The organism is Burkholderia cepacia, assembly GCF_001718835.1.
In the GTDB taxonomy this organism is placed as follows: Bacteria; Pseudomonadota; Gammaproteobacteria; order Burkholderiales; family Burkholderiaceae; genus Burkholderia; species Burkholderia cepacia_F.
This window is the reverse complement of record NZ_CP013443.1, coordinates 1,941,147-1,956,410: the sequence shown is the minus strand read 5'-3', so window position 1 is coordinate 1,956,410 and position 15,264 is coordinate 1,941,147. Positions and strand designations below refer to the sequence as shown.

Here is a 15,264-nt window from a genome sequence, read left to right as displayed (position 1 = left end):
ACAAGAACAGAGTTGGGGTTGGCGGCATGGCGGTCTGCATGCCGCTTTTTTTTGCGCGGCGGATTTACAGCTTGTCGTACTGGAAGCGCATCGCGGTGCCTTCGCGCTGGATGCGCTCCCATACCGCGCGTTTTTCGTCGTCGCTCAGGAACACCCAGTTCGACACTTCGGCCGCTGTGCGGCCGCAGCCCTTGCAGACTTCGTCGAAGAGGGTCGAGCACACGCCGATGCAGGGGCTGTCGGGCAGGTCGTGGAGATTGGAGGCCATCGGAAGGTTCGCACGGGGAAAACGTCAGCGGGCATTTTAATGCATCGGGCGCGGCCGCTCCCGGCGCCCGGCGCGACGCCGGGCGAGGCCGCCTGTCGGCCGATCGCTTTCGCCTGTCCATTTTCAGGATGGACAGACGGAAATTACCCGATAGAATTTCCTCCGGATTACCCCGCTGCGCGCGCCGGGATGCCGGTTTGCGACAGGAATCTGTTCCGTTTGCGCGACACCGGCATGATTTTTTTGTGACGGGGCGCGAATGATGGTAGTTTTCGGGGTTTTCGAGGGGCGGCGCGGATTTTCACGCGCCGCCATGACGAGGCAGACGGCAGCCGGGCAACGTGTCCGGCCGGAGGGAGAACGGGATGAAAGCAAAGGTAGTGGGCCGGTTCGCAGCGCTCGCGCTGTGCGTGGGTGCATCGGCGGCAGCGGCGAAGGATACGCAGCTCAATGTCTATAACTGGTCGGACTACATTGCGAAGGACACGATCCCGAACTTCGAGAAGCAGACGGGCGTCAAGGTCCGCTACGACAACTACGACAGCGACGATACGCTGCAGGCGAAGCTGCTGACGGGCAGCTCGGGCTACGACATCGTCGTGCCGACCAGCAACTACGCGGGCAAGCAGATCGCCGCCGGCATCTTCGCGCCGCTCGACAAGTCGAAGCTGCCGAACCTCAAGTACCTCGATCCGCAGCTGATGGCGCTCGTCGCCGGCGCGGACCCGGGCAACAAGTTCTCGGTGCCCTGGGCGTACGGCACGACCGGTCTCGCCTACAACCTGACGAAGGCGCAGCAGGCGCTCGGCAAGGTGCCGCTCGACAACTGGGACATCCTGTTCAAGCCGGAAAACATCTCGAAGCTGAAGACCTGCGGCGTGTCGGTGCTCGACGCGCCCGACCAGATGTTCGCGGCGACGCTGCACTACATCGGCAAGGATCCGATGAGCACGAACCCGGCCGACTACAAGGCCGCGATGGAAGTGCTGAAGAAGATCCGCCCGTACATCACGCAATTCAACTCGTCGGGTTACATCAACGACCTGGTCGGCGGCGACATCTGCTTTGCGTTCGGCTGGTCGGGCGACGTCGTGATCGCCAAGCATCGCGCGATCGAGGCGAAGAAGTCGTACAAGGTCGAGTACTTCATTCCGAAGGGCGGCGCGCCGGTGTGGTTCGACGTGATGGCGATCCCGAAGGACGCGAAGAACAAGGAAGCCGCGCTGGAATGGATCAACTACATCGAGGATCCGAAGGTGCACGCGGCGATCACGAACGCGGTGTACTACCCGAGCGCCAACGCCGAGGCCCGCAAGTACGTGCGGCCCGACGTCGCGAACGATCCGGCCGTCTATCCGCCGGCCGACGTCGTGAAGACGCTGTTCCTGCTCAAGCCGCTGCCGCCTGAAATCCAGCGTCTGCAGACGCGTCTGTGGACCGAGCTGAAGTCGGGCCGCTGACGCGAGCCGGCGTTCCCAGCAGTCATGAAGCCCCTGGTGCCCCCGGGGGCTTTGTTCGTTCAACGCAGGAGAGATGCAGCACATCATGAATAGCCAGTCGGGTGCGCCGGTCGCGGGCGCACCGTCCTCCGTTTCCTCCACCGGCGCCGGTGCGCGCGCCGAGAACTTTGTCCAGATCGTCGACGTCGTCAAGAAGTTCGGCGACACCGAAGCCGTGCGCAGCGTCAACCTGACGGTGCGCCAGGGCGAGCTGTTCGCGCTGCTCGGCAGCTCGGGCTGCGGCAAGTCGACGTTGCTGCGGATGCTCGCGGGCCTCGAGACGGTCACGTCGGGCAAGATCCTGATCGACGGCGAGGACCTCGCGCAGATGCCGCCGTACAAGCGGCCCGTGAACATGATGTTCCAGTCGTATGCGCTGTTCCCGCACATGTCGGTCGAGTCGAACGTCGCGTTCGGCCTCAAGCAGGAAGGCACGCCGAAGGCCGAGCTGAAGGAGCGCGTGGCCGCGGCGCTCGAACTCGTGCAGATGAGCAAGTACGCGAAGCGCAAGCCGCACCAGCTGTCGGGCGGCCAGCAGCAGCGCGTCGCGCTCGCGCGTTCGCTGGTCAAGCGCCCGAAGCTGCTGCTGCTCGACGAGCCGATGTCCGCGCTCGACAAGCAGATCCGCCAGCGCACGCAGATCGAGCTCGTCAACATCCTGAACAAGGTCGGCGTCACCTGCATCATGGTCACGCACGACCAGGAAGAGGCGATGACGATGGCCAATCGCCTCGCGGTGATGAGCGAAGGCCAGATCGTGCAGATCGGCTCGCCGAACGAAGTGTACGAATACCCGAACAGCCGCTTCTCGGCCGAATTCATCGGTTCGACGAACCTGTTCGAAGGCGTGACCGTCGAGGACGAACCCGACCACGTGTACATCGAATCGCCGGAGCTGCCGAGCCGGCTGTACGTGAGCCACGGGATCTCGGGCCCGCTCGGGATGCCGGTCACGGTGTCGGTGCGGCCCGAGCGGATCGCGCTCACGCGCAAGCCGCCCGAAGGCGCGTTCAACTGGGCGCGCGGCCGGATCAGCAACGTCGCGTACATGGGCGGCTATTCGCTGTATCACGTGAAGCTCGACGGCGGCAAGACGGTGATCGCGAACGTGTCGAGCCTCGCGATTTCGGAGCTCGACACGCCGTCGCTCGGCGACGAGATCTACGTGCGCTGGAGCGCGACGGCCGGCGTGGTGCTGACGTCATGACCGCGCTCAAGTCCATGCTCTCGTGGCCGGTGCGGCGCTTCAACCTGACGGGCGCCACGGCGGTCGTGGCCGGCCCGTACACGTGGCTCGTGCTGTTCTTCCTCGTGCCGTTCGTGCTGGTCGTCAAGATCAGTTTCGCGGAGCTGCAGCTCGGCATCCCGCCGTACACGGAACTTGCGTCGTACACCGACGGCGTCGTGCACGTCGCGCTGAACCTGTCGCACTACGCGTTCCTGTTCACGGACAGCCTGTATTTCGCGACCTACGTGAACTCGGTGTGGGTGGCCGCGATCACGACGCTGCTGTGCCTGCTGATCGGCTATCCGATGGCGTACTACATCGCGCGCTCGAACCCGGCGACCCGCAACCTGCTGATGATGGGCGTGATGCTGCCGTTCTGGACGTCGTTCCTGATCCGCGTGTACGCGTGGATCGGCATCCTGAAGAACAACGGGCTGCTGAACAACTTCCTGATGTGGATCGGCCTCACGCATACGCCGATCGAGCTGTATCGCACCAACTACGCGGTGTATATCGGGATGGTGTATTCGTACCTGCCGTTCCTGGTGATGCCGCTGTACGCGCATCTGGTGAAGATGGACCTGCGTCTGCTCGAAGCCGCGTACGACCTCGGCGCGAAGCCGTGGAAGGCGTTCGTGCAGATCACGCTGCCGCTGTCGAAGAACGGGATCATCGCGGGCTGCCTGCTCGTGTTCATCCCGGCGGTGGGCGAGTACGTGATTCCCGAGCTGCTCGGCGGCGCGAACACGCTGATGATCGGCCGCGTGATGTGGAACGAGTTCTTCAACAACGCAGACTGGCCGATGGCGTCGGCGGTGACCTGCGCGATGGTGCTGCTGCTGCTCGTGCCGATGGCGATGTTCCAGCACTTCCAGGCGAAGGAGCAGGGAGGCCGTCGATGAAGCCGAATCGTTACCTGCAGTTCGCGGCGCTGTTTGCCGGCTTCGCGTTCCTGTACATCCCGATCATCAGCCTGATCGTCTATTCGTTCAACGAGTCGAAGCTCGTCACCGTGTGGTCGGGGTTCTCGTTCCGCTGGTACTCGGCGCTCGTCGAGGACGACGAGCTGCTGACGGCCGCGTGGCTGTCGCTGAAGATCGGCGTGCTGACCGCGTTCGCGTCGGTGATCATCGGCACCTGGGCCGGTTTCGTGCTCGCGCGGATGGGGCGCTTTCGCGGTTTCGCGCTGTTCAGCGGGATGATCAACGCGCCGCTCGTGATTCCCGAGGTGATCCAGGGGATCTCGCTGCTGCTGCTGTTCATCGAGCTCGCGAAGTGGATCGGCTGGCCGGCCGAGCGCGGCATCTTCACGATCTGGCTCGGCCACGTGATGCTGTGTATCTCGTACGTCGCGATCATCGTGCAGTCGCGCGTGCGCGAGCTGAATCCGTCGCTGGAAGAGGCCGCGCTCGATCTCGGCGCGACGCCGCTGAAGGTGTTCTTCACGATCACGCTGCCGCTGATCTCGCAGGCGCTGATCGCGGGCTGGCTGCTGTCGTTCACGCTGTCGATCGACGACCTCGTGCTGTCGGCGTTCCTGTCGGGCCCCGGCTCGACGACGCTGCCGCTCGTCGTGTTCTCGCGCGTGCGCCTCGGCCTGAACCCGGAGATGAACGCGCTCGCGACGCTGTTCATCGTCGCGGTGACGGCCGGCGTCGTGATCGCGAACTTCGTGATGCTGCGCCAGGAGCGGCGCAGGATGACGGCGGCAGCGGCGGCGATGGCCTGACGCCGTTTCGCCCGACGCCACGCAAGACGCCCGGCGCCGACGACGAGTCGGGCCGGGCGTTTTCTATTGCGCCGTCGCGACGCGCGCCGGTCAGGTCAGTACGCGAAGCTTTTGCCCGGCGTCGCCCAGACGGCCGTGGCCGCGGTGCACGGCTGGAGGCCGAGCGTGCTGCCGGCAGGCGCGAGGCAGCGGCCCGTCGGCAGCGATACGAGTTGTGCCGTGCCCGGCTGCGGGCCGGCCGTCACCTGCCATTGCTGGTCCGCTTCGCCGGGCACGCAGGTGCGCAGCAGCGCGCCGCCGGCAGCGCCCGGCGCCGGGGCGGTCAGGCAGTAGCTGGACTTGGTCTGCAGCGTGCCGTCGCCGGCGGCGACCCACAGCTGCGGATTGAAGTGCGTGCCGCCCGACGCGCGCACCGACGCGAGCGTCGGGCAGGCGCCGAGCGCCGCGGGGCTGCCGTCGCGCAGGCCGCTCGTGGCCGTCAGGCATGCGCCGTTCGCCTTGACGAGGCCGGCCGCCGACTGCTGCGGGCCGCCGATCAGCGTCGCGACGCCGTTCGACGCGGACGCGTTCGCGTAGGACGCCGGGCAGGTCTTGTTGACCGTGACCGACGGGGCCGGCACCGTCACCGCGTTGCCGAGCGCGTCGTACGCGCGCACGCTGAACTGCGCGTTCGTGTAGGCGACCGACGCGCAGCTCGTGCGGCTCGAATTCCAGTCGAAGTACTCGACCCACTGGCTGATCGACGAGACCGGCACCTGCGTCTGCGTCGTGCCGACGTAGATGCTGCCGATGTCGAAGCTGTCGCCGGTCGCGCCGTTCGTCACGTCGGTCACGTTGCTCTTGAACCAGCCGGGGCCCTGGTTCGCGTCCGGCGTGATGCGGAAACGGTACGTGTGGCCTGCCTGCCACTCGTAGCGGTAGCGGCACTGCGCGCCTGCGCTGCCGTCCGTCGCCGAGCCGCTGACCGTGCAGTAGCTGCCCGCGCCGATGCCGGCGCTCGCGGGGGTGCCGGGCTGCGCGGCGGTCGCGCCCCACAGGCTGAACAGGAATTGCTTGCCGACGCCTTCGGTGGCCGACACCAGTTCGGTCGACTGCAGGCCCGTGTAGCCGTGCAGCGAGTTGACCTGGTTCGACCAGAACACGTTCGAGTTCGGGCCGGGGTCGGTCTGCGGCGTGATGAACAGGTCGAGGATCGCGACGCTGCGCACCGTCGACGGGAACCACGTATTGCTGTATAGCCCCGGCGTCGCGCCGAGGAAGCCCTTGAGCGTCGGCGCGGTGCTGGCCGACAGCGTCGCGAGGTTTGGAGCGGTGCTCGCCGTGATGCTGAAGCTGCGCGCGCCCGGCGGCGGCAGCGATGCGACGGGCGGCACGTGGGTCGTAAACGTGAACGTACAGGCGCCGCCGGCAGGCACTGTCGCGCCGGAGAGCGTGACAGTGGCGTCGCTGGCGGTGAGCGCGCCGCCGCACGCGCTCGTCAAGCCGTCCGCCGTAAAGCCGGCGGGCATGCCGATCGTCAGGCCGGCAGCGGCGGGCGCGGTGCCGGTGTTGGCGAGCTGCAGCGTTGCCTTGTCGGTTCCGCCGACGGACGGGGAGAGGCTGGCGAGGGTCAATGCAGCGGTATAGGCGGGTGCTGCGAACGCGGCGAGCGGCGTGAGCATCAACGCCGCAATCGCCGTGCATCCTCTTTTGTTGATCGGCATGGCCGGGATCCTTTTGACGTGTTTGGTTCGCGGTGTGCCGCGACGCCGCGAGGAACCGGCTTTAGCGCACCGGTTCCGCCAGCATTGTGGACAATTCTGGATGTCCTTGGCAACGGGGGTGCGCGATCGTCGTCTGCTGATGGGCATGGCCTACGGGCATCCGGCCGACGCCGCTCCTCCGAATAATTCACTTTCACCCCCGCCATCGTTTGCCCGCTAGCTTTTCGTGACATTCGTTCGAATACCAGAAAACCGTTATCACCTTTTCGTACTCGGACAATTGATCCCACTGTTGGGTCGGTGTTAGGTTGGCGAGGGGAATATTTAATGTGGATGACTAAAAAACATGGAAAGAGACAATGCAAATGCGCAAGGAAACGGTGGGTGGATTCACGTCGCAAGCGGCGAATCGAACACGGCCCCCGGTTCGAAGGTTGTAGTTCCGCTGTCGCTGAACGGTCCGCCTATCTGCCCTAACATGAGCGACGCAGAATTCAGGAACCTTGTTCCGAGGACTATCCGGGCGCGTATGGTCGTTGGGCTTGCGGACGATTGGCGAAAGAACATCCTGAACAGGCTATTAACAATGCGGACAGCATCGCGTGGTTCGTTTTGGCTCGTTAGCGGGGCCAAAATAATGAATCGGTCAACATTACTTCTCATCGCGTTTGTGCTCGGCTCGTCAAAGGCATATGCATGTAAAGTGCTGGAACTAGACAATATGCAGCTGCCATTGAATTCTGTAGAAATCGGCAACAGCGATCGGTTGAGCGTTGTCAGGCACTTTCTAACTGCGAGAGAGTGGACACGTGAAGGGGCATCAGCAACGATAGATGCAGCCGCTTTTGCGTGGGAGCGCAATCCGAAAGAGTTGGCAAAGCTGCGCGGTGAGGCAATGAAATCCTTCCTTGTTCGACTGGGAATGGATCCTCAAGACGTGTGGGTTCAAGAGCGGATAATTCAGGGGAAGGACGGCAAGCCTGACCCCGACGACGTACATCAAGTCGGCGTTGAATTTGTCCCGAAATGCCCGCCGGAAGGTTGTCAGAGCCTTTGCAATACGCCGGGTTTGCGAGGTGTTGCCAGCTATGCAGTCACTGAGGCTACGCCCGGTCCCGTACCGGACAGTAATCGTTTCACGTGTGCGGACAAGCGCGAGCCGGCAACGGCTCGCATTGTTGCGACGGAGAGATGGACGGCACACACCGAAGATAAAGCGTTGTTCCTTGAGTCTTCCTCGAAGCCACTCGCGCACGTTTGCTACCGAATCACCACGAGCGCCGCCCATTATGTCGGGATGACTGATGAGCGCGGGCAAACTGAACGAATGCAATTGCTAGGACCGGAATATACGAGGATCGAGGTAAAGGTCGACGCGACCCAGTATTAGATCGGGTAGGGCCGATATGTCCGCAGGGAGGTTGTCACTTCGACGGACAGTGAGGCGGCACCGCGACGTTCGCGATGCCGCCCCTCCGCTCACCCACCCAACCCCGCCTTCACAAGCAACCCAAGCGCGACACACACGAGCACGGCCGCGAACCCGGCCTGCACGTGCCGCGCGGACAGGAAGCGCGACGCGCCGCGACCGGCGGCCATGCCGAGCGCGGTCGCGGCGGTGAACCACAGCGTCACGTCGAGCGGTGCGCGCGTGCCCGACACGAGCGTCGCGAACACGCCGCCGGTGCCGACGAGCGCGATCACCATCAACGACGTCGCGACCACGCCATGCATCGACACGTTCGTGAACTTGCGCAGCATCGGCACGATCACGAAGCCGCCGCCGACGCCGAGCAGCCCCGTCATCAGGCCCGTCAACGCACCGGTCGAGGCCAGCGCCACACCGACCGGCCAGGACCACACGAGACGGCCGGTATCGGGATTCACGCGGCCGACGCACAGCGGCGAAGCCTGCACGGCGCCGCCAGGCGTGCGCAGCGCCTGCCGCAGCAGGCGGCCGGCGACGATCAGCATCGTCAGCGCGAACAGCGCGAGCAGCAGGCGCTGCGGCAGCACGTGCGCGAGCCGTACGCCGAGCGTGGTCAGCGGCACGCCGGCCACCGCCATCAGCAAGGCCGCGCGATAGCGCACGAGCCCGCGGCGGAAGCCTTCGAGTGCGCCGAGCGCCGCGCTGCCGGCCACCGCGACGAGCGCGACGGGCGTGGCTTGCTGCATCGGCCAGCTCATGCCGACGACCAGCGCGGGCACCGCGAGGATGCCGCCGCCGGCGCCGGTCAGGCCGAGCACGGCGCCGACGAAACCGCCCAGTACGAGGGAAATCAGCATGACGTCATCGGGCTCCGGTCAACGCGCGATCGCGGGTTTCGCGAGCCATTCGCGGCCCTTGAGCATCGCCTTCCAGTAGAGCGGCGGCAGCACGCGTTCCTTGAGTAGCCACGCGAGCCGCGACGGGCGCTTGCCGTCGATCAGCCACGCGGGGAAGGTCGGCGCGACCTTGCCGCCGTACAGGAATTCGGCGAGCACGATCTTGCCGCGCTCGACGGTGAGCGGGCACGAGCCGTAGCCGTCGTAGGCGGCGCCGCCGTGCGCGCGGCCGAGCGACGCGAGCAGGTTGTGCGCGACGACGGGCGCCTGCTTGCGGGCGGCCGCGGCCGTTTTCGCATTGGTCGTGTTGGTGGCGTCGCCGAGCGCGTAGATGTCCGGATACTGCCGGTGGCGCAGCGTCGCCGGATCGACGTCGATCCAGCCGGCCGCATCGGCGAGCGGGCTGGACCGCACGAAATCGGGCGCCTTCTGCGGCGGCACGACGTGGATCATGTCGAACGAGCGCACCACGGTTTCCTTGCCGCCGTCGGGCAGCGCGCGCGCGAACGTCGCGCGGCGCGCGGGCCCGTCGATCGAGACCAGGTTGTGGCCGAACGACAACGCGATGTCGTAGCGTTTCACGTACTCCATCAGCGCGGGGACGTAGTCGGCGACGCCGAACAGCGCGCCGCCCGCATTCAGGAATTCGACGTTCGCGGCCTCGAGGCGGCCCGCGCGCCGCCAGTGGTCGCACGACAGGTACATCGCCTTCTGCGGGGCGCCTGCGCACTTGATCGGCATCGGCGGCTGCGTGAACAGTGCGTTGCCGCCGCGGAACGCGCGCACGAGCTCCCACGTGTACGGCGCGAGGTCGTAACGGTAGTTGGACGTGACGCCGTTGCGGCCGAGCGTGTCGGCGAGGCCTTCGATCGCGTGCCAGTCGAGCTTGAGCCCCGGGCACACGACGAGCTTGCGATAGCCGATGCGGCGGCAGCCGTCTAGCACGACCGTGTGCGCGTCGGGCTCGAAGCCCGCGACGGCGGCCTGGATCCGGTGCACGCCGCGCGGCAGCACGTCGGTGATCCGGCGCGCGGTGGTCTCGGGCCGGAATACGCCCGCGCCGACCATCGTCCAGCCCGGCTGGTAGTAGTGGACGTCGGCCGGATCGATCACCGCGATGTCGAGCGACGCGTCGCGCGCGAGCAGGCTCGACGCGACCGCGATGCCGGCCGCGCCCGCGCCGACGATCACGATGTCGTGCCGCGCGTCGACGGCCGGTGCCGCCTGCTTGCCGCGTTGCACCACACGCGACGCGATTGCGCGCAGGTCGTAACCGGCCGCGGCGGCCGTCGCGACGATGTCGTTCAGCGGACGCAGGCCGGCTTGCGACAACGCCCACAGCGTGGCCGAACGCGTGCCGCTGCGGCAGTACGCGAGTACCGGCGCGTGCAGTGACTCATTCAGCGACGCGACGAGTGCGCCGAATTGCGCGGCCTGGTCGTCGGTCACCTTGCCCGTATCGACCGGCAGGTAAAGCACGTCGATGCCGAGCGGCGCGGCGGCCGCGCGGATTTCGGTGACGGTCGGCTGGTCGGGGCCTTCGCCGTCGGGGCGGTTGCAGACGATCGCGCGGATGCCGGCCGCGTGAAGCGCGGGCAGGTCGGCCGCCGTGATCTGCGGCGAGACCGACAGCGTGTCGGTCAGCTTGCGGATGTTCATGTCGGGGGTCCTTCGGTTGGGGCGCCGGCGGGGCGCTCAGATCGCGTCGAGCGGGATCTTCAGGTAGCGCACGCCGTTGTCTTCCGGCTCGGGCAAGTGGCCGGCGCGCATGTTGACCTGCACGGACGGCAGCATCAGCACCGGCATCGCGAGCGTGGCGTCGCGCGTGGTACGCATCGCGACGAAATCGTCCTCGGTCACGCCGTCCTTCACGTGCACGTTCGCGCGGCGCTGCTCGGCCACGGTCGTCACGAACTGCACGTCGCGGCCGCCCGGCTGGTAGTCGTGGCACAGGTACAGGCGCGTGTCGGGCGGCAGGCCGAGCACGCGCGCGATCGAGCGGTACAGCGTGCGCGCGTCGCCGCCCGGGAAGTCGCAGCGGGCCGTGCCGTAGTCGGGCATGAACAGCGTGTCGCCGACGAATGCCGCGCGCTGCGTCGCGTCGTCGACGCAGTAGGTCATGCACGCGGGCGTGTGGCCCGGCGTATGCAGCGCGCGGATCGTCAGCGCGCCGAGCGCGAGCGTGTCGCCGTCGTCGAGCAGCCGGTCGAACTGGCGGCCGTCCTGCGCGAAGCCGGGGCCCGCGTTGAACAGCGTGCCGAACACGTGCTGCACGCGGCGCACGTGCGAACCGATCGCGATCCGGCCGCCGACGTGTTCCTTCAGGTACGGCGCGGCCGACAGGTGGTCGGCGTGCACGTGGGTTTCCAGCAGCCAGTGCACGTCCGCGCCGAGTTCGGCGACGCGGGCGATCAGCCGGTCGGCGCTGGCCGTGTGCGTGCGGCCGGATGTCGGGTCGTAGTCGAGCACGCTGTCGATCAGCGCGCATGCGCGGCTCGCGGTATCGAGCAGGAGATAGCTGACGGTGTGGGTCGCCGGGTCGAAAAAGCCTTCGACCGACATGACGGGCAGGTTGCTCACGGGATCGTCCTCATTCAGGTTCTGCAATCGGCGTTCGGTAGTACAAAAAACGTGCCAGGTGACCGTGACGCATCGGGAAACGCGCCAGGGGCTTGATTCAGTTCGGGTTTTTACCGGCGGGCACGCGGCGGGCGGCGCCGCGCGCAACCTGCCGGCGCGCGCATGCTGCCACTTCTGGCAGTCTCGTGGCAGAATTGGCGGTCCACATGACAGACCCCGCCGAACCCGACCATGAGCCAGCACGACGTCATCCCGATCGTTCCAGCGCAGCCGCGCAGCGCCGCGCCCGACGTGCGCGCGCTCGTCGCGTATCTCGAGCAGGATCCGCAGCCGATGATCGTCGTCGATCCCGACTACCGCATCCTCGCGGCGAACGATGCGTACCGGCGCCAGTTCGGCGTCGCGGGCGTCGAGCACGTGGGCCGGCACTGCTTCCAGGTCTCGCATCACTACGACGTGCCGTGCGACCAGGCCGGCGAGCATTGCCCGATGAAGCAGGCGCTCGAGTCGCGCGGGCTGAACCGCGTGCTGCACATCCATCACACGCCGCGCGGCCCCGAGCACGTCGACGTCGAATTGCGGCCGATCTTCGACGCGCACGGCAGCGTGATCGCGTACGTCGAGCGGCTGACCACGGTGCGCAGCGCATCCGCGCAGCCGAGTGCGGAAGGGCTCGTCGGCGGCGCCGACGCGTTCAATGCGGCGCTCGGCGCGCTGCAGCGTGTCGCGCCGTCGATGCTGCCGGTGCTGCTGCTCGGCGAATCGGGCACCGGCAAGGAACTGTTCGCCCGCGCGCTGCACGAGGCGAGCGATCGCGCGATGGGGCCGTTCGTCGTCGTCGATTGCTCGGGGATCGCCGAGACGCTGTTCGAGAGCGAACTGTTCGGTTACGAGAAGGGCGCGTTCACGGGCGCGAACCAGCGCAAGCCGGGCCTCGTCGAGACCGCGCAGGGCGGCACGCTGTTTCTCGACGAGATCGGCGACGTGCCGCTGCCGATGCAGGTGAAGCTGCTGCGGCTGATCGAGTCGGGCACGTTCCGCCGCGTCGGCGGCGTCGAGGCGCTGCGCGCGGACTTCCGGCTGGTCGCGGCGACGCACAAGCCGCTGCGCGAGATGATCGACGACGGCCGGTTCCGGCAGGACCTCTACTACCGGATCAACGCGTTTCCGATTCCGCTGCCGGCGTTGCGCGAGCGGCGCGGGGACGTCGCGCTGCTGGCCGAATCGATCCTGCGGCGAATCGCGAACGCGCGCGCCGGGGCCGGCGACGCGCTCGCCGCGCCGCACACGCTGACCGACGCCGCGCGCGCGTGTCTCGATGCGTATGCGTGGCCGGGCAATATCCGCGAGCTGCGCAACGTGCTCGAACGCGCGTGCCTGTTCGCGGACGACGGGACGATCCGCAGCGAGCACCTGCCTGATGAGATCGCATGTGCGGACGCGGCGTCGCGGCTGCCGGACGCGTCGCGCGCGCCGTCCGACGACGAGCTCGTGCGCATCGCGCGCACGTTCGACGGCACGCGCAAGGCGCTCGCCGAACAGGTCGGGATGAGCGAGCGGACGTTGTACCGGCGGCTGCGTGCGCTCGGGCTCGCGACGCGGGATGCGTGACGGCATCCCATCTCCGCACATGCATGCATTGCGACAAATATTAAAACCCGAACAATCATTAATGATTGTTTTACGATAATTTATCGCCTAGAATCCGGGCATGTTCTCCCTACCGCGAGGAATTCGCATGCCTGCCGATCGCATTGCCCGTATCAGCCAGCAGATGGCCACCGTCACGCTGTGGTTCATCGTCGGCATGCTGGTGCTCAACGCCGCATGCTGGGTGGCGCCGTCGCTGAACGCGACGCCGTCCGGCGCGGGCCTCGGCTTCGGCCTGACCGATTCGGTGATCACCGGGCTCGGCGTCGACGTCGCCGCGTTCCCGTGGTGGCAGAAGGCGGTCGGCATCCTGCTGTCGAGCGTGCCGCTGATCGCGCTCGCGAACGGCCTGCGGCATCTGCGCCTGCTGTTCCGCCGCTATGCGGGCGGCGACTATTTCTCGGCGGACGCCGCCCGGCACCTCGGCAAGATGGGGCGCGCGGTCGGTCTGTGGGTCCTGCTGAGCATCGTGTGCGAACCGCTCCTGAGCGTGTGGGCGACGCTGCGCGAGCCGGCCGGACACCGTGTCGTCACGATCAGCATCGGCATGCCGTACGTGGTCGCGCTGTTCACCGCGGCCTGCATCGCGGTCATCGCGCATATCCTCCGGCAGGCGAGCGAACTCGATGCCGAACATCGGCAGTTCGTCTGAGGCGCGCCATGTCGATCGTGGTCAAGCTCGATGTGATGCTCGCGACGCGCAAGGTCCGCTCGAAGGATCTCGCGGCGGCGGTCGGCATCACCGAACAGAATCTGTCGCTGCTCAAGCAAGGGAAGGTCAAGGGCATCCGTTTCGCGACGCTCGAGGCGATCTGTCGTTATCTCGACTGCCAGCCCGGCGACCTGCTCGCGTTCAGCGATGACGGTGTCGCCGACGCGGGCTGACGCGTCGCGCAAACGCGCGGCTCGGGCATGACGGGGAGCATCGCAGTCGGCAAGATCGATGCGCGGCGGCTGGGCGTTGGCGTGCTGGCGTTCGTCGTGGCGTTGTCGCTCCATCTGCTCGGCTGGCTGGCGCTGCGGTCGGCGTCGACGGCCGAGCGCGCCGCGAGACTGCCGGCCGCGGACACGGCCAGGCGGGCGTTGAGCGTCGAGCTGATTCCGTTGCAGACGCCGGCGCCGGCGCCGGCGCAGCCGCAGCGCGCGCCGGCGACGATCGCGCCGGTTCGTGGCCGGACGGATGCGGCCGGGTCCGGCGGCGCACGCCCGTTGCGCGATCGGGACGCGAGCATGACGACACGCGTGCCGGCGCGTTCGTCCGCAGCGGCGCCCCGAATGCCGAAAGCGGAGGCCGTTACGCGTGCGGACGCCGTGAGCGCCCCCGAAAGCAGCCCGGCCGACGCGCCGGCGCCCGGCGTCGACTGGCGGGGCGACCTGGATGCGATCGGCGCGCCGCGAACGGTCGGGCGCAGTCCGGCGGCCGCGACCATCAGCGGGCTGGGGGCTTCGTCCGGCGCGGTCGCGGGCGCGTCGAGGCGGACAACGGCGGACGCCACGCTCGCGCGCGGGATGTCGGAGGCGCGCCGCGCCGACTGCCGCAATGCGCATGCGGGGATGGGGCTGCTCGCGATTCCTGCGCTCGCGATCGACGCGGTGCGCGATGCCGGCTGCAAGTGGTGAGTCGGCGCGATTGCATGGCGGCGGCGTGCGCCTTTCGGGATAATGGCGCGTCCATTCCGAGGTTCGCCATCACAATGAAAACAAGCTTCCGCCACGCATGGCCCGCGATCGCCGCCATGCTGTTCAGTCACGCCGTTCATGCGGCCGAGTACACGTGGACCGACACGGCCGGCGCGCACGCGGTCACGTTCACGGAGACCCCGCGTCCGGACGGCGCGCAGCTGAGGATAGTCGGGACGCTGAACGGACAGCCGGACTGGAAGGTGCGCGACGACGTGACGCAATGCCAGGTGGACAAGATTCTCGCCGTCGTGCCGTCATCGGTCGAAATGCGCGACCTGCTCGGCAACGGCCGCAAGCAGTTCCTGTTCGCGTACAAGATCGGCTGCCGCGGCGACGTCAGCCCCGACGAGGTCAAGTATTTCCTGATCGATCAGGGCAGGAAATACGTGCTGCGCGGCGAGGAAACCATCACGCTGAACGGCAAGGTGATGGACGGCGGCGCGGCGCCCGTCCCGAATGCGGACCTGAAAGCCCAACCCGTGTTTCTGCGCTACATGACGAAGCACTGGCGCGGCGTCAGCCTGCGCGCCTATCCGTAATCGCGCGCATTCCGTCAGGCTGTCAGGCGGCCTGGCCGCATGCGGTGCGCATGCGGTGCG

Annotated in this window: 15 protein-coding genes; 10 read left to right on the top strand and 5 right to left on the bottom strand. The window is 67.2% G+C overall.

What is annotated here, in order from left to right; translation table 11 throughout:
- Positions 1 to 64: 64 nt before the first annotated feature.
- Entirely contained in the window at positions 65 to 268 is a 204-nt protein-coding gene (locus WT26_RS12350) for a DUF1289 domain-containing protein (RefSeq protein WP_021159754.1), read from the bottom strand.
- Between the two features lie 365 nt (positions 269 to 633).
- On the opposite strand from WT26_RS12350, the gene WT26_RS12345 reads away from it, so the two are divergent.
- From WT26_RS12345 to WT26_RS12330, 4 genes are all read left to right on the top strand, one after another.
- Positions 634 to 1,728, top strand: coding sequence for a polyamine ABC transporter substrate-binding protein (locus WT26_RS12345; RefSeq protein ID WP_059666553.1), 1,095 nt, complete (start codon positions 634 to 636; stop codon positions 1,726 to 1,728).
- Between the two features lie 85 nt (positions 1,729 to 1,813).
- Positions 1,814 to 2,974 (top strand): ABC transporter ATP-binding protein, encoded by a 1,161-nt coding sequence (locus WT26_RS12340; RefSeq protein WP_069273751.1) that lies wholly within the window; start codon positions 1,814 to 1,816, stop codon positions 2,972 to 2,974.
- Entirely contained in the window at positions 2,971 to 3,897 is a 927-nt protein-coding gene (locus WT26_RS12335; protein WP_059666552.1) for an ABC transporter permease subunit, read from the top strand. The genes WT26_RS12340 and WT26_RS12335 overlap by 4 nt, the downstream gene beginning before the upstream one ends.
- A complete protein-coding gene (locus WT26_RS12330) occupies positions 3,894 to 4,724 on the top strand; it encodes an ABC transporter permease subunit (protein ID WP_069273001.1) in 831 nt (276 codons plus the stop codon). Before WT26_RS12335 ends, WT26_RS12330 begins: the two co-directional genes overlap by 4 nt.
- 95 nt (positions 4,725 to 4,819) lie before the next feature.
- Here WT26_RS12330 and WT26_RS12325 read toward each other — a convergent pair whose 3' ends face one another.
- Complete coding sequence (locus WT26_RS12325; RefSeq protein WP_060226978.1) at positions 4,820 to 6,427, bottom strand: RICIN domain-containing protein; 1,608 nt, start codon at positions 6,425 to 6,427, stop codon at positions 4,820 to 4,822.
- Positions 6,428 to 6,773: 346 nt separating this feature from the next.
- Here WT26_RS12325 and WT26_RS35610 point away from each other — a divergent pair, with 346 nt between their 5' ends.
- Positions 6,774 to 7,817, top strand: a complete 1,044-nt coding sequence (locus tag WT26_RS35610; protein ID WP_230461562.1) for a hypothetical protein — start codon at positions 6,774 to 6,776, stop codon at positions 7,815 to 7,817.
- An 89-nt stretch (positions 7,818 to 7,906) separates the two neighbouring features.
- On the opposite strand, the gene WT26_RS12320 is transcribed toward WT26_RS35610, so the two are convergent.
- From WT26_RS12320 to WT26_RS12310, 3 genes are read right to left on the bottom strand one after another with little or no spacing between them, the layout of a single operon-like run.
- Positions 7,907 to 8,713 (bottom strand): sulfite exporter TauE/SafE family protein, encoded by an 807-nt coding sequence (locus WT26_RS12320; protein WP_069273000.1) that lies wholly within the window; start codon positions 8,711 to 8,713, stop codon positions 7,907 to 7,909.
- 18 nt (positions 8,714 to 8,731) lie between these two features.
- On the bottom strand, positions 8,732 to 10,411 hold the full coding sequence (locus tag WT26_RS12315; RefSeq protein WP_069272999.1) for a bifunctional protein tyrosine phosphatase family protein/NAD(P)/FAD-dependent oxidoreductase: 1,680 nt from the start codon (positions 10,409 to 10,411) through the stop codon (positions 8,732 to 8,734).
- Between the two features lie 36 nt (positions 10,412 to 10,447).
- Positions 10,448 to 11,314 carry an MBL fold metallo-hydrolase gene (locus tag WT26_RS12310; RefSeq protein ID WP_420480938.1) on the bottom strand — a complete coding sequence of 289 codons (867 nt, stop codon included), beginning with the start codon at positions 11,312 to 11,314 and terminating at the stop codon, positions 10,448 to 10,450.
- A 249-nt stretch (positions 11,315 to 11,563) separates the two neighbouring features.
- Between WT26_RS12310 and WT26_RS12305 the strand changes: the two genes are divergently transcribed.
- From WT26_RS12305 to WT26_RS12285, 5 genes are all read left to right on the top strand, one after another.
- A complete protein-coding gene (locus tag WT26_RS12305; RefSeq protein ID WP_069272998.1) occupies positions 11,564 to 12,943 on the top strand; it encodes a sigma-54 interaction domain-containing protein in 1,380 nt (459 codons plus the stop codon).
- Between the two features lie 127 nt (positions 12,944 to 13,070).
- Complete coding sequence (locus WT26_RS12300; RefSeq protein ID WP_069272997.1) at positions 13,071 to 13,634, top strand: DUF2975 domain-containing protein; 564 nt, start codon at positions 13,071 to 13,073, stop codon at positions 13,632 to 13,634.
- A gap of 8 nt (positions 13,635 to 13,642) precedes the next feature.
- Complete coding sequence (locus WT26_RS12295) at positions 13,643 to 13,867, top strand: helix-turn-helix domain-containing protein (protein ID WP_069272996.1); 225 nt, start codon at positions 13,643 to 13,645, stop codon at positions 13,865 to 13,867.
- A gap of 27 nt (positions 13,868 to 13,894) precedes the next feature.
- Complete coding sequence (locus WT26_RS12290; RefSeq protein ID WP_069270202.1) at positions 13,895 to 14,602, top strand: hypothetical protein; 708 nt, start codon at positions 13,895 to 13,897, stop codon at positions 14,600 to 14,602.
- Positions 14,603 to 14,676: 74 nt separating this feature from the next.
- Entirely contained in the window at positions 14,677 to 15,204 is a 528-nt protein-coding gene (locus WT26_RS12285; protein WP_069272995.1) for a M949_RS01915 family surface polysaccharide biosynthesis protein, read from the top strand.
- Positions 15,205 to 15,264: the final 60 nt, after the last annotated feature.

Bases quoted from the DNA above. Each gene is read 5' to 3' on its own strand.
- WT26_RS12350 (WP_021159754.1), bottom strand. From the start codon at position 268: ATGGCCTCCAATCTCCACGACCTGCCCGACAGCCCCTGCATCGGCGTG.
- WT26_RS12345 (WP_059666553.1), top strand. From the start codon at position 634: ATGAAAGCAAAGGTAGTGGGCCGGTTCGCAGCGCTCGCGCTGTGCGTG.
- WT26_RS12340 (WP_069273751.1), top strand. From the start codon at position 1,814: ATGAATAGCCAGTCGGGTGCGCCGGTCGCGGGCGCACCGTCCTCCGTT.
- WT26_RS12335 (WP_059666552.1), top strand. From the start codon at position 2,971: ATGACCGCGCTCAAGTCCATGCTCTCGTGGCCGGTGCGGCGCTTCAAC.
- WT26_RS12330 (WP_069273001.1), top strand. From the start codon at position 3,894: ATGAAGCCGAATCGTTACCTGCAGTTCGCGGCGCTGTTTGCCGGCTTC.
- WT26_RS12325 (WP_060226978.1), bottom strand. From the start codon at position 6,427: ATGCCGATCAACAAAAGAGGATGCACGGCGATTGCGGCGTTGATGCTC.
- WT26_RS35610 (WP_230461562.1), top strand. From the start codon at position 6,774: ATGGAAAGAGACAATGCAAATGCGCAAGGAAACGGTGGGTGGATTCAC.
- WT26_RS12320 (WP_069273000.1), bottom strand. From the start codon at position 8,713: ATGCTGATTTCCCTCGTACTGGGCGGTTTCGTCGGCGCCGTGCTCGGC.
- WT26_RS12315 (WP_069272999.1), bottom strand. From the start codon at position 10,411: ATGAACATCCGCAAGCTGACCGACACGCTGTCGGTCTCGCCGCAGATC.
- WT26_RS12310 (WP_420480938.1), bottom strand. From the start codon at position 11,314: ATGTCGGTCGAAGGCTTTTTCGACCCGGCGACCCACACCGTCAGCTAT.
- WT26_RS12305 (WP_069272998.1), top strand. From the start codon at position 11,564: ATGAGCCAGCACGACGTCATCCCGATCGTTCCAGCGCAGCCGCGCAGC.
- WT26_RS12300 (WP_069272997.1), top strand. From the start codon at position 13,071: ATGCCTGCCGATCGCATTGCCCGTATCAGCCAGCAGATGGCCACCGTC.
- WT26_RS12295 (WP_069272996.1), top strand. From the start codon at position 13,643: ATGTCGATCGTGGTCAAGCTCGATGTGATGCTCGCGACGCGCAAGGTC.
- WT26_RS12290 (WP_069270202.1), top strand. From the start codon at position 13,895: ATGACGGGGAGCATCGCAGTCGGCAAGATCGATGCGCGGCGGCTGGGC.
- WT26_RS12285 (WP_069272995.1), top strand. From the start codon at position 14,677: ATGAAAACAAGCTTCCGCCACGCATGGCCCGCGATCGCCGCCATGCTG.